Annotated in this window: 19 protein-coding genes; 9 read left to right on the top strand and 10 right to left on the bottom strand. The window is 72.0% G+C overall.

The features are described 5' to 3' along the window. The 6 genes from ACLBXX_RS11975 to ACLBXX_RS11950 all read right to left on the bottom strand — a co-directional run. The coding region (locus ACLBXX_RS11975; protein WP_447658195.1) for an ATP-binding protein at positions 1-1,744 on the bottom strand (1,744 nt) is incomplete at its 3' end. After that, the gene (locus ACLBXX_RS11970) at positions 1,741-3,066 is read right to left on the bottom strand and encodes a DUF4255 domain-containing protein (protein ID WP_447658194.1); all 1,326 of its coding nucleotides are present in this window, start codon (positions 3,064-3,066) and stop codon (positions 1,741-1,743) included. The genes ACLBXX_RS11975 and ACLBXX_RS11970, both read right to left, overlap by 4 nt. After that, positions 3,063-3,707, bottom strand: coding sequence for a hypothetical protein (locus ACLBXX_RS11965; protein ID WP_447658193.1), 645 nt, complete (start codon positions 3,705-3,707; stop codon positions 3,063-3,065). The genes ACLBXX_RS11970 and ACLBXX_RS11965 overlap by 4 nt, the downstream gene beginning before the upstream one ends. Beyond that, positions 3,704-4,444 carry a hypothetical protein gene (locus ACLBXX_RS11960; protein ID WP_447658192.1) on the bottom strand — a complete coding sequence of 247 codons (741 nt, stop codon included), beginning with the start codon at positions 4,442-4,444 and terminating at the stop codon, positions 3,704-3,706. Before ACLBXX_RS11960 ends, ACLBXX_RS11965 begins: the two co-directional genes overlap by 4 nt. Before the next feature lie 9 nt (positions 4,445-4,453). Beyond that, the gene (locus ACLBXX_RS11955; RefSeq protein WP_056369810.1) at positions 4,454-4,975 is read right to left on the bottom strand and encodes a phage tail protein; all 522 of its coding nucleotides are present in this window, start codon (positions 4,973-4,975) and stop codon (positions 4,454-4,456) included. Positions 4,976-4,992: 17 nt separating this feature from the next. Beyond that, positions 4,993-6,498 (bottom strand): phage tail sheath family protein, encoded by a 1,506-nt coding sequence (locus ACLBXX_RS11950; protein ID WP_447658191.1) that lies wholly within the window; start codon positions 6,496-6,498, stop codon positions 4,993-4,995. A gap of 435 nt (positions 6,499-6,933) precedes the next feature. On the opposite strand from ACLBXX_RS11950, the gene ACLBXX_RS11945 reads away from it, so the two are divergent. Then, positions 6,934-7,602 (top strand): hypothetical protein, encoded by a 669-nt coding sequence (locus ACLBXX_RS11945; RefSeq protein WP_447658190.1) that lies wholly within the window; start codon positions 6,934-6,936, stop codon positions 7,600-7,602. A 3-nt stretch (positions 7,603-7,605) separates the two neighbouring features. Here ACLBXX_RS11945 and ACLBXX_RS11940 read toward each other — a convergent pair whose 3' ends face one another. Further along, positions 7,606-8,709: a class I SAM-dependent methyltransferase gene (locus ACLBXX_RS11940; protein WP_447658189.1), complete on the bottom strand. Its 1,104-nt coding sequence runs from the start codon at positions 8,707-8,709 to the stop codon at positions 7,606-7,608. 90 nt (positions 8,710-8,799) lie between these two features. Here ACLBXX_RS11940 and ACLBXX_RS11935 point away from each other — a divergent pair, with 90 nt between their 5' ends. Together ACLBXX_RS11935 and ACLBXX_RS11930 are read left to right on the top strand one after the other, a co-directional pair. Then, the gene (locus ACLBXX_RS11935; RefSeq protein WP_082497048.1) at positions 8,800-9,219 is read left to right on the top strand and encodes a MarR family winged helix-turn-helix transcriptional regulator; all 420 of its coding nucleotides are present in this window, start codon (positions 8,800-8,802) and stop codon (positions 9,217-9,219) included. A 65-nt stretch (positions 9,220-9,284) separates the two neighbouring features. Beyond that, on the top strand, positions 9,285-9,749 hold the full coding sequence (locus ACLBXX_RS11930) for a DUF3817 domain-containing protein (protein WP_447658188.1): 465 nt from the start codon (positions 9,285-9,287) through the stop codon (positions 9,747-9,749). Between the two features lie 81 nt (positions 9,750-9,830). Here ACLBXX_RS11930 and ACLBXX_RS11925 read toward each other — a convergent pair whose 3' ends face one another. Beyond that, positions 9,831-10,202 (bottom strand): VOC family protein, encoded by a 372-nt coding sequence (locus tag ACLBXX_RS11925; RefSeq protein WP_056369821.1) that lies wholly within the window; start codon positions 10,200-10,202, stop codon positions 9,831-9,833. Positions 10,203-10,370: 168 nt separating this feature from the next. On the opposite strand from ACLBXX_RS11925, the gene ACLBXX_RS11920 reads away from it, so the two are divergent. The 5 genes from ACLBXX_RS11920 to ACLBXX_RS11900 all read left to right on the top strand — a co-directional run bounded on the left by ACLBXX_RS11920 (position 10,371) and on the right by ACLBXX_RS11900 (position 17,305). Then, entirely contained in the window at positions 10,371-12,929 is a 2,559-nt protein-coding gene (locus ACLBXX_RS11920) for an ATP-dependent Clp protease ATP-binding subunit (protein ID WP_447658187.1), read from the top strand. A gap of 135 nt (positions 12,930-13,064) precedes the next feature. After that, on the top strand, positions 13,065-13,940 hold the full coding sequence (locus ACLBXX_RS11915; RefSeq protein WP_447658186.1) for an LLM class flavin-dependent oxidoreductase: 876 nt from the start codon (positions 13,065-13,067) through the stop codon (positions 13,938-13,940). Beyond that, on the top strand, positions 13,937-14,701 hold the full coding sequence (locus tag ACLBXX_RS11910) for an LLM class flavin-dependent oxidoreductase (RefSeq protein ID WP_447658185.1): 765 nt from the start codon (positions 13,937-13,939) through the stop codon (positions 14,699-14,701). The genes ACLBXX_RS11915 and ACLBXX_RS11910 overlap by 4 nt, the downstream gene beginning before the upstream one ends. Before the next feature lie 52 nt (positions 14,702-14,753). Next, positions 14,754-15,725 carry an epimerase gene (locus ACLBXX_RS11905; protein ID WP_447658184.1) on the top strand — a complete coding sequence of 324 codons (972 nt, stop codon included), beginning with the start codon at positions 14,754-14,756 and terminating at the stop codon, positions 15,723-15,725. A 47-nt stretch (positions 15,726-15,772) separates the two neighbouring features. Next, complete coding sequence (locus tag ACLBXX_RS11900) at positions 15,773-17,305, top strand: ATP-dependent DNA ligase (RefSeq protein WP_447658183.1); 1,533 nt, start codon at positions 15,773-15,775, stop codon at positions 17,303-17,305. A 13-nt stretch (positions 17,306-17,318) separates the two neighbouring features. Here the strand turns inward: ACLBXX_RS11900 and ACLBXX_RS11895 are convergent, their stop codons facing one another. Together ACLBXX_RS11895 and ACLBXX_RS11890 are read right to left on the bottom strand one after the other, a co-directional pair. Further along, entirely contained in the window at positions 17,319-17,975 is a 657-nt protein-coding gene (locus ACLBXX_RS11895; protein WP_447658182.1) for a response regulator, read from the bottom strand. Continuing rightward, positions 17,972-19,621: an ATP-binding protein gene (locus ACLBXX_RS11890; protein ID WP_447658181.1), complete on the bottom strand. Its 1,650-nt coding sequence runs from the start codon at positions 19,619-19,621 to the stop codon at positions 17,972-17,974. Before ACLBXX_RS11890 ends, ACLBXX_RS11895 begins: the two co-directional genes overlap by 4 nt. A gap of 181 nt (positions 19,622-19,802) precedes the next feature. On the opposite strand from ACLBXX_RS11890, the gene ACLBXX_RS11885 reads away from it, so the two are divergent. Further along, positions 19,803-21,335: a CitMHS family transporter gene (locus tag ACLBXX_RS11885; protein WP_447658180.1), complete on the top strand. Its 1,533-nt coding sequence runs from the start codon at positions 19,803-19,805 to the stop codon at positions 21,333-21,335. The last annotated feature ends 94 nt before the right edge of the window (positions 21,336-21,429 follow it).

The following is a 21,429-nucleotide window of genomic DNA, read 5'->3' as shown; positions in this document are numbered from 1 at the left end:
CGGCGGCGGCGAAGGCCGCCGAGAGGGCGATCTGGCGGATCGCACCGCCGCTGAGCTGGATGCGGGCGAGGGCCGCAGGATCGACGTCCGCCAGCGGCGTCGCCGCCGGGAACACGCGCCGCCAGATCTCGGCGCGCGACGCCTCGTCGGGGAAGGGGAACTGCACGACGAACCGGATGCGGCGCAGGAACGCCCGGTCGACGTTGCCGCGCAGGTTCGTGGTGAGGATCGCCAGGCCCCGATAGGACTCCATGCGCTGCAAGAGGTAGGCGACCTCGAGGTTCGCGTACCGATCGTGGCTGTCCTTGACATCGCTGCGCTTGCCGAACAGCGCATCGGCCTCGTCGAAGAGCAGCACGGCACCGGATGCCTCGGCAGCGTCGAAAACGGTCGACAGGTGCTTCTCGGTCTCGCCGATGTACTTGCTCACCAGCGCGGAGAGATCGATGCGGTAGAGGTCGAGGCCGAGGGAGCCGGCGAGCACCTCGGCCGCCATCGTCTTGCCGGTGCCGCTCTCGCCCGCGAAGAGTGCCGTAACGCCGAGGCCGCGGTCCGACCGGCTCGCGAACCCCCAGTCGTCGAGGACGGTCGCGCGGTGACGCACGTGCCGCTCGATCTCGCGCAGCAGCTCGCGCTGCCCCTCGGGGAGCACGAGGTCGTCCCAGGTCGCGCGCGGCTCGATGCGCTGTGCGAGCGCACCGAAGCCCGTGCGCGAGCGTTCGCGCACGAGACGGCGCAGGGTCGCGACATCGCGCTCGGGAAGGGAGAGCCACTCGGCTGCGACCGCCGCGACGACCCCCGCGGGCAGGCGGAAGTGCTGCGACAGCTCACGCTCCGCGACCACGATCGCCTCCGCGTCATCGGCCGGCTCCAGGGCTGCGCGCCACAGCGCCGCCTCCTCGCTTGCGGTCGGCAGGGGCACCGTGCGTGCGAGCGTGACCCTGCCGGCGATGTCGCCGGGTCCGTCGGTGACGACGACCTCGGCCTCCAGCAACGCGAGCAGCCGTGCGTCGTCGGTCGCGATCAGGCGCCCGTCGAGGACGGCCTCGCGGTCGAGCACGGCGGCGGTGTCGGCCGGGTCGCGCTCGGCGGCCGCCGCATCCCGCACGGAGAGCACCCCACCCCCGAGGGCCGCGGCCACGCGGGCGACGACGCCCGCGCGGGTGTCGGCATCGGCACCGTCGAGCCGCACGAGCACGCGGCCGTCGACCGCGCGCACCGCGGCGGCGAGCTCGTCGGCCAGTGCCGTCTGCGCCGCGGTGAGGCCGCCCGCGAGCGGGTCGGCGATGAGCCCGTCGAGGTGGCCGGGCCCGAGGCCGGTGAGCCGATGCAGCACGGCCTCGTCGATGCGGAGCGGCCGGAGCGCGAGGATGTCGCCCGCTCCGAGCCTCACGAGCCGCCGACGTCGCAGGGGCCGGTCCGGCGAGAGCGCATCCCAGTGCGCCGCGGGCAGCACCGACAGGGCGAGCCCGAAGGTCGGCGACGGGGTCCCGCCCTGTGCCGCCGCGACATCCGCCGCCACCTGCGCGTCCAGCTCCACGGCGGCGGCGAGCATGAGCACGTCGCATTCGAACGCGGAGAGCCCGAGCCGGTGGCCGAGATCCGCGACCGGCGAGCCGTCGCCGTTCGGCCGGGGCGCGTCGTCGCCGCGCAGCAGCGCCGCGATGCGCGCGAGCTCCGACACGAGCCGGTCGCGCGGCGCGTCGCGCAGCCGGCCCGGCTCGTCGAAGGCAGCGGTGCTCATGGGACCGTGATCCTCTGCACCGGATCGAATGCGGGCGGGTCGGGCGGGGTCTTCGGGCTCAGGAGGATGAGCCGGCTCTCGGCTCCGTCGACGGCGAGGCGCACCCACTGCGGTCCGCCGGGGACGTCACCGTACTCGAAGACCAGGGTGTCGGTCACGGTTCCGTGCGGCTGCGCCTGTGCCACGTCGCCGCCGAGTGCGAGCGTCGCCCGCTGGCCAGGCCGTACCTCGGGCGAGACCTCGATCGTCGCGGTGACGTCGCCGGTGCCCCCGTCGCGGACCGCGCCGGTCGCGCCGCCGAACCGGATGACGGGGGCGAGCAGCATCGCCGCGGTGTTCGTCTCCCGGGGGATCGTCTCGGTCGGCGGCGTCAGCGAGACCCGCACCGTCCACACCCCCGCGGGCCATGCGGCGTCCGCGCCGGGGCTCGCCGGGAGGGGAACGTCGACGACGTCGCGGCGGGTGTTGGCGCCGATCGGCACCACGATCGGAGCCGTGAGCGAAGGGTGCGAGAAGCGCACCTCGACGCCGGTCCCGTCGAGGTGCGCGCCCTCGACGCGCACGCTCTCGCCGAGGGCCGCGGCCGGCTGGGGCGCCGGCGGGACCACACGGAACACCGTGGGGACGGGTGGCAGCAGATCAGGGTGCACGAAGACGCCCGGCTCCCGCCCGCCGTTCGCTGCCGGATCCCCGCGCGTGAGCACCGGCAGCCCGCTGCGGACCGGCTTGGTCGCCTCGATCAGCACCACCGTCACGAGATAGCCGACGCTCGGGCGGTAGTTCGCCTGGATGGCCGACCACAGCCGCGACATCTCCTCGGAGTCGATCGGCTCGGTGGTCACGGTGATCTCGGCCGCCTGGTCGGCGAGGTCCGCGGCCGCCAGCGCCTGGTAGGCGGGCGGGAGGATGCTTCCGCTCACCACCCCGGCCTGCAGCGCCGTCCTGATCGACGCGCGATCGAGCACGGGCTGGTCGTGCAGGATCGACATCGCGTACCCGAGCAGGATCTCGGCCTCGAAGTCGGCTGTGCCGTAGGCGGTGAGGAGATAGTGCAGGTCGAGCGCCAGCGGCGGGTTCGCCGTGCGCGTGCCCGCGGCGTCGAAGCCGGGCAGTCCCGCGTTGCGCCAGCCGGCGTTGGGGCTCACGCGGTACAGGAAGAGGTTAAGGCTCGGCTCCGTGTCGGGCTCGTTGAGCTTGATCGCGTCGGGCGCGAGCGCGGTCACCTTCACGGTGCCCACGGCGGGCCCCGCCTGCACGATGCCGTTGTCGAGCAGGTTGCGCAGTACGGCGCTGACGCCCCCGATCGCGAGCGGGCCGCTCATCGTGGCCTCCCCGTCAGGTAGTCGTGCAGCGTCCGCTCGGGGTCGCGCGCCGGGCGCGCGCTGCGGGGGGCGGCGGCGGGCGCCGCGACGGTGGCGCGCACCTCGATCCGCCCGATGGTGACGTGCACGACATCCGGCTCCGGAACGGGGACGGATGCCTCGTCCCTCGTGCTCGCACGCACCGCCGGCGTTGTCGCGGTCGGAGGTTGCGCGCGCGGCGGCGGCACGGCCTCGACGCGAGGGGTGGAGAGAGGAGGAGTCGGCGGTGCGACGGCGTCGCCGCGATCGGCGTCGACGGCAAGCGTCCCGCGCTCGGGCGGGGGCGCCGCGGTGACGACCTCCGGTGCGGTTCCCGCGGCCTCGCCGCGACCGGCCCCATCCGAGGGTGCGGCGATGGCGCGACCGTCCTCGCCACGCGCCTGTCCGGCGGGCTCGATCCGCGCGGGGGCATCGGACTTCGCCGGCGCACCCGGCAGCTCGGCTCGGGCGGGGGCATGCGCAGCCGTCGCGATCGGCAGGGGAGTCGCAGCATCCGTCGATCCCTCGCCGCTCGTCGGTTCGAAGCGGGAAGGCAGTCGCGGACCCGCCGCGGCGGGAGCGCCGCCCGCTCTGGCGGCGAGCCGTGCGAGGTAGCCGCTCATGCTCCCTCCCGCACGATCTCGAGGTACGCGGTGCGGCGCTGCTCCGGGAGCGCGAGCACCTCGGCCTCGGTCCAGCCGTAGGCACGTGCGAGCACATCGACCTCGCGCAGAACCCTCCGGGCGCGCGTCTCGACCTCACGCCACACGAAGGCGATCGGGTCGACGTCGGCGTCGAAGGACGCACCGCACTCCGGGCACTCCAGCCCGACGGTGACCTCGGCGAGCGGGTCGGCGGCGGCGAGCGCGGTTTCTATGCGCTCGACCACCTCGACCGGGGCGAGCGCCGCGTCCTCGCCGCCCGGGCCGGTGACATCGCAGCACCGCGCGAGGAGGGCGGTGGCAGCATCCTTTCGTCCGGCGACGTCCGCGAGGTCGCCCGCCGTCGGCACCCGCCAGTTCACCCGCCAGGCGCCGTCCTCCGTCGGCACGGTCAGTTCTCCCGAGGCCCCCGCGCCGCCCAGTCCGCGCAGGGAGTCGGCGTCGAGAGCGAACTCGACCCCCGACGCGCAGGCCGGGCACGTGACGACCGCCTCGAGACGGGGCCCCGCAAGCGCCGCGTGGAAGCCGAGGGCGGCGGCGTGCAGGTGCCCGAGCGGCGCAGCCCGCAGCCTCACCGCGTCTTCGCCGGCTGCTGCCGCGACCCGGAGCGCACGCGCGATCGGCGCCTCGCCCTGCGCCGCGTCGGCGAGGTCGAGGATCGTCTGTGCCCGCACCGGAGAGGCTGCGGCGGCGGCCACCGTCGGCTCCTAGGGTTCGGCGAAGACAGGTTCGGACGGCTCGACGACCGCGTAGTCCCGCTCCCAGCCCTCGTTCTCGAGCTTGAGCGTCTGGATGGCGACGGCGTTCGCGTTGGCGTCGAGGTCGGGGAGCGCCTGGTACTCCGAGACCCACGCGCGGAACACCTTGTACGCGATGACGAGCTGGCCCGCCTCGTTGTAGAGCTCGACGATGAGGTCCTTGCGGAAGTCCTTGAGCGACACCTCCGCCCCGAGTCCCGACCCGAAGTTCCACACCTTGTTCGCCCACTGCTCGAACTCGACGTCGTGCGTGACACCGCGCTCGAGGGTGATCGCCTCGAACTTGACCCGGCCGGGCGACTTGCGCGACGTGGACGGGTCTCCGCCCTCGCGGTGCTCCACGACCTCCGTGGTGCGTTTGAGGCCGCTCACCTTGCTGACACCCGCGACGTACTTGCCGTCCCACTTCACGCGGAACTTGAAGTTCTTGTACGGGTCGAACCTGCTGGCGTTGACGCTGAACTGTGCCATGTCCCGATTCCTTCGGCTCAGACGGCGCTCGCGCCGGCGATCTGCTGCAGTCGGATGACGACGAACTCCGCGGGCTTGAGCGGCGCGAACCCGACGTGGATGTTGACGATGCCCCGATCGATGTCGGACTGCGTCGTCGTCTCCTTGTCGCACTTGACGAAGTACGCGTCGCGCGGGGTGCTGCCCTGGAAGGCGCCCTGCCGGAAGAGGTCGTTCATGAACGTGCCGACGTTGAGGCGGATCTGCGCCCACAACGGCTCGTCATTGGGCTCGAACACCACCCACTGGGTCCCGCGGAAGAGCGACTCCTCGATGAAGAGCGCCGTGCGCCGCACGGGGATGTACTTCCACTCGTTCGCGAGCGAGTCCGCGCCCTTCAGCGTGCGCGCCCCCCACACGACCCGGCCGGCGCCGGCGAACGCGCGCAGGCTGTTGATGCCGAGCGGGTTCAGCTGCCCGATCTCGCCGTCGCTCAACGGGACCGAGAGCTCCGGCACGCCGTTGAGGGTGGCCTCCAAGCCTGCCGGCGCTTTCCAGACGCCTCGGGTCGCGTCGGTCCGGGCGAGAACGCCGGCCACCGCGCCCGACGCCCCGAACGTCTCGAGCTGATTGTCGCGCAGCGGGTTGGTCTGCCGCAGTCGCGGGAAGTACACCGCCGCGTTGGCGCTCACGGTGCCGAGCGACGAGAGACCGGACTTCGCATCGCCGACGGAGTCCCAGGTCGGCGGTGCGTCGATCACGAAGAACGCGCGCCGCGCCTCGGCGTATGCCGCCGCCTCGGTGACCACATCGGCCTCGATCTCCCCGCCCGGACCGTCGGGCGACACCCCCTGGTACGGGGGGATGACGAGGAGGTTGAAGATGTCGGCATCCTCGAGCGCGTACATCCCCGACTTGGCGCCGAGCGAGCCCTTCACATCGGCGGCGACGAGATCGTCGCCGTCGTCTCCGCCTGCGAGCCGTTGGCTCGCCTCCTGCGAGGGATCGCCCGGCGTCGGCGTGATGTCGTCCCAGATCGTCTTGCCCGCGGCGGGCGTGCCGGTGTGGACCTTGGGACGACTGCTGTCAGGCACGGTCCCTGCGGTGCGCACGAGATCCGACTCGTTGTCGAGCACGCGCGACAGCAGCCGGGGATGGTCGGCGGGCGTGAGGACGACGTTGCGGTGCGCCTCGATGACTCCCGTCGCGCTGTCGCGGACGGTGAGGTTGAACAGGGTGTCGGGTTCGTCTCCGAACGCGGGGTCTTCGGGACGCGTGTCGTGGTCGATGCGCACGCGCAGGCCGTCGCCCCACAGGCCCACGTCCACGGCCTGGAGCGTGAGGAGATCCGCGCCGGCGTCCAGGGCGAGGTCGACCGAGGACGATGCCGGGTCGTCGGCGTCCGAGGCTGCATCGTTCACGACCCGGACGATGACGGCCGTACCGCCGCCGTTGAGGAAGAAGTCGCGGACGGAGAAGCAGAGCCGGCTGAGCTTCCACAATCCGCCGAACGTGCGTTCGTACTCACCGAAGTTGGTCACCACGATGGGTCTGTCCACCGGTCCGCGGGGCGCCCGCCCCACGAAGGCGGTGACCGAGGTGGAGACCCCGACGATAGTCCGAACCCCGCTGGCCACCTCCTCGATGTACACGCCGGGATAGGTCAATTGGGACGGCATGGCTGTCTCCAGAGAGGATGCATCGATCTGGGGCCCCGCCGGCGGTACCCGAAGCCGACGGGAGGGAGACGACCCCACCACGTGGCGTCGTCGGCGTGGCCTCGACGGCCACGGTGCGAAATGCAAGGACCTCGATTCGAGAGTCAATCCCTCGCGGTGGGGGCTGTCAAGAGCCCGGCGTGCAGGGACGATTTCCGCGGAACAGGTGACACGGGGCGCGCGCGTTCCTACAGTTGAGTCACAACGCCGAGGCTGTGGGAGTCCGGCGTCGAGGACGCACGCGGTGGAAGGGGAGTTGCCGTGGACAACGACGTGGATTCGGCCGCGGATCCGGCACCCGCGCGTGCCGCTGCACCCGCAGCGCCGGCGGTGACCCGCGGCACACTCGTGTGGTTCGGCCTCGGCTTCGTGCTGCTGTCGTTCTTCGCCGCGTTCCTCGGATCCTGGCTCGCGCGCTCGGTCGACACGGCTGCGCCCGCGCCCGAGCCGTCGGCTTCGGCGACGGCGTCGCCGGAGTACGAGGACGTGCTCGCCGAGATCCTCCCGGCAGGGTCGGCGGTTCGCGCCGGTTCCGGCGCACCCGAGGAGGGCAAGGGCTACGAGGGCGACGTCTACATCGACGTCCTCAACGCCGACGTGTACCTCTTCAAGGACGACGCGTGGACGCTCGTCGGCAATCTCCGCGAGTCGGCCGCCGAGAACCTCACGGGTGAGCAGGGGCCCGCCGGCGCACAGGGTGAGCAAGGCGCGCAGGGCGAGCAAGGGGCTCAGGGACCGACCGGCGCCGCCGGGGCACCTGGAACGCAGGTGATGCTCGGCACGGCGGCGCCCGACGACGACACCTGCACCGCCGACGGCGACGTGTTCATCGACACGGCAGCCGTCGAGTTCTACGAGTGCAGCGACGGAGCGTGGGTGCTGTTCGGGCCGACGACCGGGCCCGAGCCGACCCCGGACGCCGGCGAGTAGGCGTCAGCGGCGGGTGGACGCCGTCACCGTGAACTTGGTGTTGCGCGCGATCTGCCGGGACGGGCCGACCGCCCGCTCCAGCGCGGGACGGTAGCGCAGTCCCGAGTTCCAGACCGCCCAGAGCTCACCGCCCGGCCGCAGCACGCGGGCGGCCTCGGCGAACATCCGCGGCGCGATCCCTTCGTGCACCGCAGAGCCCGAGTGGAACGGCGGGTTCAGCGCGATGAAGCCCGCGCTCGCGCCCGGCTGCGCCCCCAGCATGTCGTCGCGGACGACCTCGACCCGGTCGGCGACGCCGTTCGCGTCCGCAGTCGCGCGCGCAGAGGCGACAGCGGCTGCCGACTGATCGCAGGCGAGCACGTGGAGGGATGGATGCCGCAGCGCGAGCGCCGTCGCCACCACGCCGGTTCCGCAGGCGAGGTCGATGGCCGCCCCGTCGGGGATCGGGGGCAGGTGCTCCAGCAGGAACCTCGTGCCGATATCGATCGACGCGCCCGCGAAGGCGCCTCCGAAAGCGCACACGATGATCCCGTCGTGCGTCGCGCGCGCAGGCACCGGGTCGCGGCCGTCATGAGGTTCGCGCGCGACGAGCACGCGCGACTTCTGGCGGGCATGCGTGACGTCGAGGCGGGTGAAGCTCTCGCGCAGCACGTCGTTCATGGCGAGCGTCATGTGCTTCACCCGACCGCCGGCGAAGACGACGAGATTGGGTGCCGCGTGCGCGGCGATCAACCCGGCGATGTCGCGAAGGGCGTCGAGTGACCGCGGCAGCCGCAGCAGCACGATGCGCGCGTCGCGCACCAGCTCGGGGGAGAGGGGCAGCGACACGAACGCGTCTTCGAACCCGAAGCGCTCGGCGTTGGCCGCGAGGGCGCGCTCGCCCGTGAGCGGGTCCTGGTGGACACGGATGTCGCGGCCGCCGTCCGAGGCTGCGCCGAGTGTGAGCGCACCGTAACCGTCGCCGATCACCACGATCCCGCCGTCGCCGGCGCCGGTCCGGGCTGCGGCGGACTCGTCGAGGAGCAGCCGGTCCGCAGCATCCGTCGCCACGAGGTCGGGAGCCTCCACGTCGGGCCACCGGCGCAGGTCGTCGAGCGAGAAGGTCACCGTCCCACGGTAGCCGGACGGGCCGCGCCCGGTTCCGGGAACTGCGGGCGAATGCGTGCCGTCCCGCGGCAGCGGGACTAGCATTCAACGGTGCCAGACCGTGCGTTCAGTCCCGTCATCTCGCTGCTGACCGTGGCTGCCGTGTGGGACGCGCACCTCGGCGCGCAGTTGCGCGATCTCGGGCTCACCACGCGGAAGTACGGACTGCTCGCCCACATCGAGGCGACGCCGGGCATCTCGTTCAGCGAGCTCGCGCGGCGCTCGCAGATCACCGTGCAGTCGGCACACACCGCCGTGCAGACCCTTGTCGCCGACGGGCTCGTCGCGGACGCGACGAAGCACGCGGGCGCGGCATCCGATCTGCGCGTGACCGACCGGGGCAGCGAGGTGCTGCAGGCTGCGGAACAGCGGCTGGCGGCTCTCGACGCCGGACTCGCCGCGGGGGCGCCGGCGCTCGCCACGGCGCTCGAGGGGCTGCACGAGCAGCCGTTCGGCCTCGCTCCCGAGTAGAACGAGCCGCCCCGCGTACGGCCAACCTTCAGAAAGCCTGAAACACTTTCAGTTAGGCTGAAGGTGTGCTCCGCAACCCCCACACCCTGTTCCGTGCGCTCGCGATTCTCGAGGCGATCTCGTGGACGCTCCTGATCGCCGGCCTCATCCTCCGCGCCACCACCGACTGGGCGCTCGGCGTCACGATCGGCGGAGGCATCCACGGCTTCATCTTCCTGTCGTACGGCGCGACCGTGATCCTCGTCGCCCTCAACAACCGCTGGCGCGTCGGGCCCACTGTGCTCGCGCTCGTGAGTGCCGTCATCCCCTACGCCACGATCCCGGCGGAGCTCTGGCTCCAGCGCAGTGGTCGTCTCGCGGGCGCCTGGCGACTCGAGGCCACCGACGACCCGCGCGACGCCACCTGGTACGACCGGCTCATGCGGTGGTTCCTGCGGCGTCCCTGGGTGCTCGGCGCCCTGATCGCTCTCGCGGTCGTGCTGCTGTTCGTCGTGCTCCTCATCCTGGGCCCGCCCGGAGGCCGCGACTGACGACGCACGACTCCGGCCGCCTCACTCCCACGGGAGTGGGGCGGCCGCATCGCGTCGTGGGTCGGTGACGGACGCCGCGCCTCAGCGCCAGGCGGGCAACTGCTGCAGCGTCCAGGTGTTGCCGTCGGGGTCGTCGAACTGGACGAACCGACCCCAGTCCTGCTCGTCGACACCGCGCCCCTCGACACCGTTCGCCCGCAGGTGGGCGAGCGCCTCGTCGGCGTCCGGCACGACGATCTGAACCGTGTTCTGCTGACCGGGCTCGAGGGTGTTGCCGAGACCGGTGCCGAAGGCGATCGAGCAGGCGGAACCGGGCGGGGTCGCCTGCACGAAGCGGAGGCCTTCGACGGGCGTCTGGTCGTGGTCGATGTTCCAGCCGATCCTCTCGTAGAACTCCTTCGCGCGATCGACGTCCGTCACCGGCACGAAGATGAGCTCGATCTTCCAGTCCATCGTGTTCCCTCTCGTCTTTGAAGCAGGTCCCCCGTGGAGGAGACGTTACGCCGGGGGTCCGACATGCGCCGCTGGGGAATACCTGCGGATGGGTGCGGTTGAACTTGACAATGCCTGTGTCAAGTTCAAAACTTGATACTCCTCCACTCAAGTTTCAGGAGAGATGGAATGCCAGAAGACTTCACCCCCCAGGCCGGCGACGACGCGAGCTCGTTCGACGAGTTCCTGTCGCGCTACCTCGCGGGCGAGCGCGCCCGCGCCGAGCGCTCGATCGACCTGAGCCGCTACCTCGGCGCCCGCACCCAGGAGCTGCTCCAGCGCGCCGGCAAGTACGCGCTCGAGCGCGGCCAGCACGAGCTCGACGCCCTGCACGTCCTGCGCATCCTCGTCGCCGAGGCCCCGGCGCGCGATGCCGTGCAGCGCATCGGCGCCGACGCCGACGCGATCGCGCGCGCCACCGAGGAGCGCCTTCCCGCCGCGACCGCTGCGGCCGACGTCGACGGGGCCGTCGTGACCTCGTCCGTGCAGCGGGCGCTGTTCCACGCGTTCCAGGTCGCCCGCTCGTCGGGATCGACCTACGTCGACCCCGAGCACCTGTTCTTCGCCCTCGTGCTCGCGCAGGACACGCCCGCCGGTCAGGTGCTGGCCCGTGCCGGCGTGACGGCCGAGGCGCTCATGCAGGGTGCGCGCGAGACCGTGACGCCGGGCGAGAGCGCCCAGGCGGAGGTGCGGCCCGAGGGCGCAGCATCCGACACCCCCATGCTCGACACGTACGGCACCGACCTGACGGCGCGCGCCGTCGCCGGCGAACTCGACCCGGTGATCGGGCGCGCCGACGAGATCGAGCAGACGATCGAGATCCTCAGCCGCCGCACCAAGAACAACCCGGTGCTGGTCGGCGAGGCCGGCGTCGGCAAGACCGCGATCGTCGAGGGACTCGCTCAGGCGATCGTCGACGGCTCCGTGCCCGAGCAGCTGCTCGGCAAGCGCGTGATCGCGCTCGACCTGCCCGCCATGCTCGCGGGCACCCGCTACCGCGGCGACTTCGAGGAGCGCCTCACCAAGACGATGGACGAGATCGCCGCCCACAAGGGCGAGCTGATCGTCTTCATCGACGAGGTGCACACGGTGGTGGGCGCGGGCGGCGCCGGTGACGGCGGGATGGATGCGGGCAACATCCTCAAGCCGCGCCTCGCGCGTGGCGAGCTGCACCTCGTGGGCGCGACGACGCTCAAGGAGTACCGCGTGATCGAGAAGGACCCCGCTCTGGAGCGCCGGTTCCAGCCGGTGCGCGTCGGCGAGCCCTCGGTCGAGGACGCGGTGCTGATCCTGCGCGGACTGAAGCCCGCGTACGAGGAGCACCACGGCATCGTCTACACCGACGAGGCGCTGCGCGCCGCCGTCGAGCTCAGCGACCGCTATCTGACCGAGCGCGTGCTGCCCGACAAGGCGATCGACCTCATCGACCAGGCGGGTGCGCGACTGCGGCTGCGTCTCGGGTCGAAGGTGGACGTGAGCGGGCTCATCGAGCGCCTCGCGACCCTCGAGGCGGACAAGAACGCCGCCGTGTCGGCGGAGCACTACGAGGAGGCGTCGCAGATCCGCGACCAGATCGCCGAGGTGCAGGACCGCCTCGAGCGTGCCACCGCGGCGGGCGCCGCCGTGCGCACCGAGGCGATCGTGGACGAGCCCGAGATCGCCGCGGTGATCAGCCGGGCCACCGGCATCCCGGTGAACCGCCTGACCGAGACCGAGCGCGAGCGCCTGGCGTCCCTCGAGGACGAGCTGCACGACCGCGTGATCGGACAGGACGACGCCGTGACCGCCGTCGCCAAGGCGGTCCGCCGCAACCGCACCGGCATGGGCGACGCCCGTCGCCCGGTGGGGTCGTTCCTCTTCCTCGGCCCGACCGGGGTGGGCAAGACCGAGCTCGCGAAGGCGCTCGCGGCTTCGCTGTTCGACGACGAGGGTGCGGTCATCCGCTTCGACATGAGCGAGTTCGGCGAGCGGCACACCGTGTCGCGCCTCGTCGGCGCCCCTCCCGGATACGTCGGCTACGACGAGGCCGGACAACTCACCGAGCGCGTGCGGCGCAACCCGTACTCGATCGTGCTGTTCGACGAGATCGAGAAGGCGCACCCCGACGTGTTCAACCTGCTGCTGCAGGTGCTCGACGACGGGCGCCTCACCGACGGGCAGGGTCGCACGGTCGACTTCCGAAACACGGTGGTCGTCATGACGTCGAACCTCGGCTCGGAGTTCCTCGCGTCCCGCGGCGGGGCGATCGGCTTCCTCGCCGACGGGGGAGGGACGACCGGCTTCGGGTCCGAGAAGGATCTGCGCGACCGCGTCTTCGGCAAGCTGCGCGAGGCGATGCGCCCCGAGTTCCTCAACCGCATCGACGAGATCGTGCTGTTCCGCAAGCTCGAGAAGCCGCAGCTGCAGAGCATCGTGCGACTGCTGCTCGGGGCATCCGACGCGCGCCTCGCGAAGCGCGAGGTTTCTCTCGTGGTGACGGACTCGGCGGTGGCGTGGCTCGCCGACAACGGGTACGAGCCCGAGTACGGCGCACGGCCGCTGCGCCGCCTCATCCAGCGCCAGGTGGACGACCGCATCGCCGACCTGTTCGTCACGGGCGCGCTCGTGGACGGCGGGACAGTGACGGTGGATGCCTCGGCCGAGGCACTCTCCGTGGTCGCCGGTTCCCCCTTCGCGGTGGCCGCCTGATCCGAGCATCGACCCCGCTCACCTGTCGCGATCTGCCGGCTCCCGGCGCTTCGCGACAGGTGAGCGGGAGAGCGCCGAGCCCGCGGAGGGCCGGCGCTCTTCGCGTGTGTCGGCGCGCCCTGCCAGAGTGGGTTCATGACCCGCATCGGCGCGATCTTCAATCCGTACACCCACACCCCCGACGAGTTCCGCGATGCCGTGCTGGCGGCGGAGTCCGCGGGACTGCCCGAGCTGTGGATCTGGGAGGACTGCTTCAAGCAGTCCGCGTTCGCCACCGTGGGCGCGGCCCTCGCGTGGACCGAGGCGCTGCGCATCGGCATCGGGATCGCGCCGATGCCGCTGCGCAACGTCGCCGCGACGGCGATGGAGATCGCCACGGTCGAGCGCCTGTTCCCCGGCCGGCTGCTTCCCGGCGTCGGCCACGGCGTGCTCGACTGGATGGGGCAGGTCGGGGCGCGCGTCGCCTCGCCGCTGACCCTCATGCGCGAGTACGTGCCTGCGCTGCGCGGACTGCTCGCCGGTGACCAGATCAGCCTCGACGGTCGCTATGTCACTCTCCGTGACGTGCGTCTGGACTATCCGCCGGTCGCGCCGCCGCTCGTGTACGCGGCGGCAGAGGGGCCGAAGACACTGCGGCTGAGCGGCGAGGTGGGCGACGGGACCGTGCTCGACAGTGGGCACACCGCGGGGGAGTACGCCGTCGCGACGGCCGCCATCCGCGAGGCGCGTGCCGCGTCGGGTCGCGCCGGTGACCACGACGTGGTGGCCTACGTCGTCACCGCCTTCGGCGCGGATGCCGAGGTCCGGGCGATCGCCGACGTGGGCGACAAGCCCGATCCCGCCGAGCGCGCGCTGTGGGGCGACCCGGCGGACGTCGCCGCGGGCGCGCAGCGCTTCTTCGACGCCGGGGTGGACGACGTGGTGCTCCTGCCCTCGTCGCGCGGCGACATCGCCGAGTTCTACCGGTCTGCTGCCGAGGTGTCGCGCCTCGTCGGCGCGAGTGTCGCATGACGGCGGTGCTGTCGATCGGGATCGCCGCCGCAGCCGGCGCGGATGTCGGTGCGCGCGTCGCGGCGGCCGCCGAGGCCGCCGGGCTCCACGCGCTCTGGGTGAACGACACCCCCGGACACGACGCACTCGCCGTGCTCGCGGCCGCTGCGGGTGCGACCGAGCGGCTCGTGCTCGCCACGGGAGTGCTTCCGATCGACCGTCGCACGCCCGACGGCATCCTCGCGGGCGCCGACGCGCTTCCGGCCGACCGCCTCGTGCTGGGCATCGGCTCGGGCCAGCTGCGCACCGGAGCCGTCGCGAGGGTCACGGATGCGGCCACCGCCCTTCGCGCCCGTACTCGCGCCCGCGTCGTGGTCGGCGCTCTGGGGCCGAAGATGCGCCGCGCGGCCGCGGCAGAGTCCGACGGGCTGCTGCTCAGCTGGCTCACCCCGCAGGTCGCTGCCACACAGGCGGCGCAGGCCCGGGAGATCGCACCGGCCACGCACGTCGCGCTCTACGTGCGCGCCGCCGCAGATCCTGCGGCGCTCCGCGCCCTCGAGGAGGAGACCGCCCGCTACGCGGCATACCCGGCGTATGCCGCGAACTTCGCGCGGTCGGGCGTCGCCGCCGCGGACACCGTGATCCGTCCGGAGGAGCTGCGCGACCGGATCGCCGCGTACCGCGCGGCCGTCGACGAGGTCGTGCTGCGCGTCATCACGACGTCGGGAACCGTCGACGACCACCTCCGGTTCATCGACGCGATCGCGGACGCCGTCGCGTGACCCGGACCATCGCCCGGCTGTGGAGCACCAGCGGCACCTCGGAAACCGGCCGGTGAGCCGACCCGTCGCGGTGGTCGCGGGGGCGTCCGGCTTCGTCGGACAGGCGCTCCTGCGCGCCTTCGCCGAGGACGGCTACGACGTCCGCACCATCGGCCGGACAGGCGCGGACGCGACGTGGGACGACAGGCGCGGCATCCGTGCTCTCATCGATGGTGTCGCCGTGCTCGTGAACCTCGCCGGGAAGTCGGTCAACTGCCGCTATACCGACGCGAACCGCGACGAGATCCTGCGATCGCGGATCGAGACGACGAAGACGCTGCGCGAGGCGGTGACCGATGCTGTCACCCCGCCTCCGCTGTGGCTCAACGCCAGCACCGCCACCATCTATCGCTACGCGATGGACCGGGCGCAGACCGAGGGCGAGGGCGAGCTCGGGGTGGGATTCTCGGTCGACGTCGCGCGGAACTGGGAGGACGAGTTCTTCGCGGGCGATCTGCCGGCGACGCGTCGCGTCGCGCTGCGGATGGCCATCGTCATCGGCGACGGCCCGGCGACGAACATGCTCCTGCGCCTCGCGCGGCTCGGTCTCGGCGGCCCGCAGTACGACGGCTGGTGGTGGGCGCACCGTCGGTACCGAGGGATCGGTGCGCATCCGACAGGCAACGGCGGAGCCTCGTGGCACCGGTCGGGTGGGCGGCAGCGCTTCAGCTGGATCCACCTCGACGACGTCGTCGGCGCGGTGCGATTCGTGCGCGACCGGTCCGAGATCGACGGTCCCGTGAACCTCGCGGTTCCCGAGGCGAGCGACAACCGGACGCTCATGGCGACGCTCCGACGCCTCGTCGGGCAGCCGATCGGTCTTCCCGCCTACCGCTTCATGTTGGAGCCGGCGATGGCGGTGCTGCGCACCGAACCGGAGCTCGTGCTCAAGAGCCGGTGGGCCGCCCCCGAAGTGCTTCTGTCAGCCGGGTACGAGTTCGCGCACCGTGACCTGGAATCCGCGCTGAGGACGGTCACGCGCTAGCCGTCAAGCCGGGGACATGTGTCGGGGGCCGATGCCAGAATGCCGGTGTGCTGCTGAACGAGCTGGTGACCGCGACGGGCGAGGTCGCGGCGACGTCATCGCGCTTGGCCAAGATCGCCGTCCTCGCCACCGTGCTGCGCGGGCTTCAGCCCGACGAGATCGCTCCCGCCATCGGATTCCTCACCGCCAACCCGCGGCAGGGGCGGCTCGGCGTCGGGTGGCGGAGTCTCATGGGCCTCGACGTCGTCCATGCCGAGACGCCGACGCTGACCGTGCTCGATGTCGACGCATCCCTCAGCCGACTGGCGGGGGCCGACGGCGCGGGCTCGGTGCTCGCGCGCCGTGGCGAGCTCGATGCGCTCGCCGGCGCCGCAACGGCCGACGAGTGGGACTTCCTGGCGCGCGTCATGATCGGCGAGCTGCGCACCGGGGCGCTGGAGGGTGTGCTCCTCGATGCGATCGCGAAGGGGTCCGAGCGCGAAGCGCCCGTCGTGCGGCGAGCAGCGATGCTGTCCGGCGACCTGGGTGCGACGGCGCGCATCGCGCTCGCCGGCGACGCCGACGAGCTCGCGGCGGTCGGCCTCGAGGTGGGGCGCGGCGTGCTGCCGATGCTCGCTGCAACGGCGGGCTCTACGACGGAGGCGCTCGCGACGCTCGGGGCCGCAGCATCCGTGGAATACAAGCTGGACGGGGCGCGCATCCAGGTGCATCGCGACGGCGACGACGTTCGCGTCTTCACCCGGAGCCTCGCCGACATCACCCACCGCGTGCCGGAGCTCGTCGAAGCGGTGAGGGCACTGCCGGCCGAGCGGATGATCCTCGATGGCGAGACGCTGTCGCTCGACGAGGACGGTGGCCCGCGGCCGTTCCAAGACACGATGTCGCGATTCGGATCGATGGGCGACGACGCGGCGGCCACGGTGCTGAGGCCGTGGTTCTTCGACATCCTCCATCTCGACGGCCGCGATCTGATCGACGAGCCGCTCGCGACGCGGCTCGAGCTGCTTGATCGAGCCGTCGGCGACGCGCGCATGCCCGGCGTCGTCACCGACGACCCGGCAGAGGCCGAGGAGTTCTCGCGGCAGGCGCTCGCCGCGGGCCACGAAGGCGTCATGGTCAAGGCGCTCGACGCTCCGTATGCCGCCGGGCGGCGCGGCAAGAGCTGGCTCAAGGTCAAGCCGGTGCTCACCTACGACCTCGTCGTGCTCGCCGTCGAGTGGGGGTCGGGCCGTCGTACCGGGCAGCTGTCCAACCTGCATCTGGGCGCCCGCGACCCGGAGGGGGTCTTCGGCGAACCGGGCGGCTTCGTGATGGTGGGCAAGACGTTCAAGGGCCTCACCGACGCGACGTTGAAGTGGCAGACCGAGCACTTCCCGACCATCGAGACCCACCGCTCGGCGTACGCCGTGCACGTGCGGCCCGAGACCGTGGTCGAGATCGCGATCGACGGCGTGCAGCGATCGACGCGGTACCCCGGCGGAGTCGCCCTGCGCTTCGCCCGGGTGAAGGGCTACCGCCCCGACAAGCGCCCCGACGAGGCCGACACGATCGAGTCCCTCCGGTCCCTCCTGCGAGGGTGATGACGTCGCCCCGTCAGCCGCGGGCGGCGACGTACCGGTGCTCGGGTCTTCCCGTGGTGCCGTAGCGCAGCCGCACCTCGACCTGTCCGCGCGCGGCGAGCGTGGCGAGATGGCGCTGCGCGGTCGCGCGCGAGATGCCCACCCGGTCGGCGACCTCGGCCGCGGAGGCCTCGTCGTCGCCGAGGCCCTCGAGGATCAGCTGCTCCGTCGCGGATCGGGCGACGGTGGCAGGTTCCCCAGAGCCGTGGAGGATCGTCAGGGCGCGGTCGATCTGCTCCTGCTCGAGCGGGCGGTCGGTGGCGAGGAGATTCCGCATGCGCGCGTAGCGGTCGAGGCGCTCCGCCAGCACGCGGGCCTCGAACGGCTTCGTCAGATAGGCGAGTGCGCCCGCGCGCAGCGCGCGACGCACGGTCGCGGCATCCGTCGCAGCCGACAGCACGAATGCGTCCACGTCGGCGCCCGCGACGAACTCGACTCCGTCGCCGTCGGGGAGGAACGCGTCCACGAGCAGTAGGTCGGGAGTGTGGGCGCGCACGGCCTGGCGCGCGGCCCCGAGCGAATGCACAGGGTCCAGCGCGGTGAAGCCGGCGCGGGAGGCCACGACGTCGCGGTGCAGTCCGGCGACGCGGAAGTCGTCGTCGACGACGAGCACGCGGATGGGCTGGCTCATGCATTCTCCTCTCGGGGGACAGCGGCGTCGGTGCGCAGCGCGCCCGGAAGCCGCACCCCGAACACGGCACCCGAACCGTCGCCTCCGGCATCGATGAGCCACACGTCGCCGCCGTGCCGGCGGGCGAGGTCTCGGGACAGCGGCAGACCGAAGCCGTGTCCGTGCACCGCGTCGCCGGGGCCCGAGCCTGCCGAGCGAGAGCCGGCGCGGGCGAACGGATCGCTTCCGATCGGACGGATGCCGCCGCCCGAGTCGGCGACCGTGACCACGAGTTCATCGCCGTCGCCGAGCAGCGCGACCTCGACCCAGCGGGGTTCGTCGCCGGCGACCGCCGCCGTCACCGCGTTGCCGACGAGGTTGCCGAGGATCGCCGCGACGTCCTCGGGCAGCGCGATCTCGTTCAGCAGCAGAGTGTCATCGGAGACCCGCACGCTCACGCCCCGTTCCCGCGCCGCCGCGCCCGTCGCCCCCAGGAGGGACTGCAGGAATGCGTCGGGAACGCGCTCGAGTCCGGCGACGGCGAAATCGACGGCTCCGCGTTCGGTGAGGTCGCCGAGGAACGCGCGCGCCTCGTCGACGCGGTCGGCGTCGATCAGCCCGGATGCGACATGCAGACGATTGGCGAACTCATGGCGCTGCACGCGGAGCGCCTCGGTCATGGCGCGGACGGTCTCGAGTCGCCCGGCGAGCGCCTCGACATCGGTGCGGTCGCGCACCACGACGATCTCACCGAGCGCGCGGGCGTCGCGGCGCACCGGACGCGTGTCGAGGTACAGCACGCGGTCGCCCACGACCGCCTCGACGGCGGTCGCGCCCTCGCGCACGGCCCGGAGCACGTCTTCGGGTAGCGCCAGCTCGTTGAACCGGCGGCCGACGGGATCGTCGAGTCCCAGCATCCGCTCCGCCGCCTCGTTGCACACGCGGACGACGCCGTCGGGATCCAGGGCGACCACGCCGTCCCCGACGCCCTCGAGCACCGCGGCCTGGTTCTGGACGAGGGCCACGAGCTCCTCGGGCTGAAGTCCGAGGGTCAGCCGCTCGAAGCGCCGCCGCAGGAGCAGCGTCGCCAGCGTCGCCAGTGCGACTCCGCCGAGCGCGGCGACCGCGATCGTCGTGAGGAGCGCGGGGAGGTCGTCGAACACGCTCGCGCGCTCGAAGCCGACGCTGACCTCGCCGGTCGGGGCGCCCCCGGCATCGGCGTAGATCGGCACCTTCGCCCGCGCGGACTCGCCGAGCGTGCCGACCTCCCAGTCGACCACCTCGTTGCCCTCGAGCACCTCGGCGAAGGGCGTCGAGACCACCTGGCCGAGCAGGTCCTGATTCGGGTGGGCGAGACGGATGCCGTGGTCGTCGGTGATGACGACGAACAGCGCGTCGGTGCGGTCGGCGACATCGGTGGCGATTCGCTGCAGCGGACCGTCACGGAGGTCTGCGGCATCCGGAGTTCCCGGGTCCGCCGAGAACTCGGCGACGAGGGACTTGACGTCGGGGTCTTCCGCGACGGTGCGGGCGATGTTGAGGGCGGCAGCCTCGGATTCCGCGCGCAGCTGGCGCACGCCCAGCCATCCGAAGACGAGCGCGCACACGGCGACGACGGCGGCGACCGTCGCCAGCTGCACGAGCAGCAGCCGTGTCGCGAAGCGCATGTCACCTCCCGGGTGTGTGAGCGGACTGCGCCTGAGCAGAATGCGCAGAACACACGCTACGCGCACAACGCGAGGGAATGCGACTTACCGCGCGCCCATCCGGGGCTCGACCCTAACCTCTCTCAGACGCACCGCGAAACGGTGCGGGAGACCTGACGCACCCCACGACGAAGGAGTCGACATGAACGCGGCAGCACCGTTCCTCCTCCAGGCCGCCGAGGCCGACGAAGGCTACGCGACGGCCTTCGTCCCGCCCGAATGGGTGCTGGTCGCCCTCGGCTTCACCATGGTGCTCGTCTTCATGGCGCTCATCATGACGCGGCGGCTCACGCCGATGGTCGCGCTCATCCTCGTGCCCACGGTGTTCGGCCTGTTCGCCGGCGCGGGGCTCGGGCTCGGCGACATGATCATCGATGCCATCGGCAGCATGGCCCCCACGGCGGCCCTCCTCATGTTCGCGATCATGTACTTCGGCATCATGATCGACGTCGGGCTGTTCGACCCGCTCATCCGTGCGATCACGAGGCTGCTGGGCGACGACCCGGCGAAGGTCGTGCTGGGCACGGCGCTCCTCGCCGGAGCGGTGTCGCTCGACGGCGACGGGTCCACGACGTTCATCATCACGACCTCCGCGATGCTGCCGATCTACCTCCGTCTGGGCATGAGCCCCGTCGTGCTCACGTGCGTGGCGGGCCTCATGAACGGGACGCTCAACATCGTGCCGTGGGGTGGTCCGACCGTGCGCGCAGCGACAGCGCTGGGCCTGCAGCCGACCGACATCTTCGTGCCGATGCTGCCGTCCCTTGCGGCCGGCCTGGTCATCGCGCTGACGTTCTCGTGGTTCCTCGGCCTTTCCGAGCGCAAGCGCATCGGCAGCATCGACGCCTCGCGCCTCGGCGACGGCGGCTCGCTCGCCGGCCCGCGGATCTTCCGCGGCGCCGACACGAAGCCGGGCGCCCGTGCGACGCTGCGTACCGGCAACATCGTCACCCTCGCCGGCGGTCACGGCGGCGTGCCCGCGGCGACCGCGGTGGTGGACCGGGAAGACACCGCGATGGCGGACACCATGCTCGACCCGAACCGCGCGACGCTGCGGCCGAAGCTGATCTGGTTCAACCTGGCGCTCACGCTCGTGGTGATGGTGCTGCTGGTCCTCGACATCTTCCCGCTCGCGTACGTCTTCATGGTCGGCGCCGCCATCGCGCTGGTGGTCAACTTCCGAAAGCTCAAGAGCCAGGCCGACGAGATCGTCGCGCACGCCCCGAGCATCGTCGGCGTGGTGTCGATGGTGCTGGCCGCGGGCGTGCTGGTCGGTGTGCTGAACGGCACGGGCATGGTCGACGCCATGGCCACCTGGATCACCACCGTGATCCCGGCCTCGCTCGGCCCGTTCCTCGCCGTGATCACCGGCATCCTGTCGATCCCGTTCACGTTCTTCATGTCGAACGACGCGTTCTACTACGGCATCCTGCCGGTGCTCGCCCAGAGTGCGGAGCACTTCGGGATCGCGCCGGTCGAGATGGCGCGGGCCTCGATCACCGGCCAGCCGGTGCACCTGCAGAGCCCGCTGGTGCCGGCGATCCTCCTCCTGGTCTCGCTGGCGAGCGTGAACCTCGGCGACCACCACAAGAAGGTGCTGTGGCGCGCCACGATCGTGTCGCTCGCGATGCTCGCGGTCGGCGTGCTGGTCGGCGCCATCCCGCTGATGGCCTGACGTTCCGCTCCTCGGCGTGAGACCACGATCGGCCGCCGAGACCCTGGGGACACCCCGGGGTCTCGGCGGCCGGATGTGGTCTCACGCACTTCGC

The organism is Microbacterium sp. C23T (assembly GCF_053345975.1).
This window is presented reverse-complemented; position numbering and strand designations above follow the sequence as displayed.

Coding starts and splice junctions, on each gene's coding strand:
- ACLBXX_RS11970 (WP_447658194.1), bottom strand. CDS start 3,066: ATGAGCGGCCCGCTCGCGATCGGGGGCGTCAGCGCCGTACTGCGCAAC.
- ACLBXX_RS11965 (WP_447658193.1), bottom strand. CDS start 3,707: ATGAGCGGCTACCTCGCACGGCTCGCCGCCAGAGCGGGCGGCGCTCCC.
- ACLBXX_RS11955 (WP_056369810.1), bottom strand. CDS start 4,975: ATGGCACAGTTCAGCGTCAACGCCAGCAGGTTCGACCCGTACAAGAAC.
- ACLBXX_RS11925 (WP_056369821.1), bottom strand. CDS start 10,202: ATGGACTGGAAGATCGAGCTCATCTTCGTGCCGGTGACGGACGTCGAT.
- ACLBXX_RS11920 (WP_447658187.1), top strand. CDS start 10,371: ATGCCAGAAGACTTCACCCCCCAGGCCGGCGACGACGCGAGCTCGTTC.
- ACLBXX_RS11915 (WP_447658186.1), top strand. CDS start 13,065: ATGACCCGCATCGGCGCGATCTTCAATCCGTACACCCACACCCCCGAC.
- ACLBXX_RS11910 (WP_447658185.1), top strand. CDS start 13,937: ATGACGGCGGTGCTGTCGATCGGGATCGCCGCCGCAGCCGGCGCGGAT.
- ACLBXX_RS11895 (WP_447658182.1), bottom strand. CDS start 17,975: ATGAGCCAGCCCATCCGCGTGCTCGTCGTCGACGACGACTTCCGCGTC.
- ACLBXX_RS11890 (WP_447658181.1), bottom strand. CDS start 19,621: ATGCGCTTCGCGACACGGCTGCTGCTCGTGCAGCTGGCGACGGTCGCC.
- ACLBXX_RS11885 (WP_447658180.1), top strand. CDS start 19,803: ATGAACGCGGCAGCACCGTTCCTCCTCCAGGCCGCCGAGGCCGACGAA.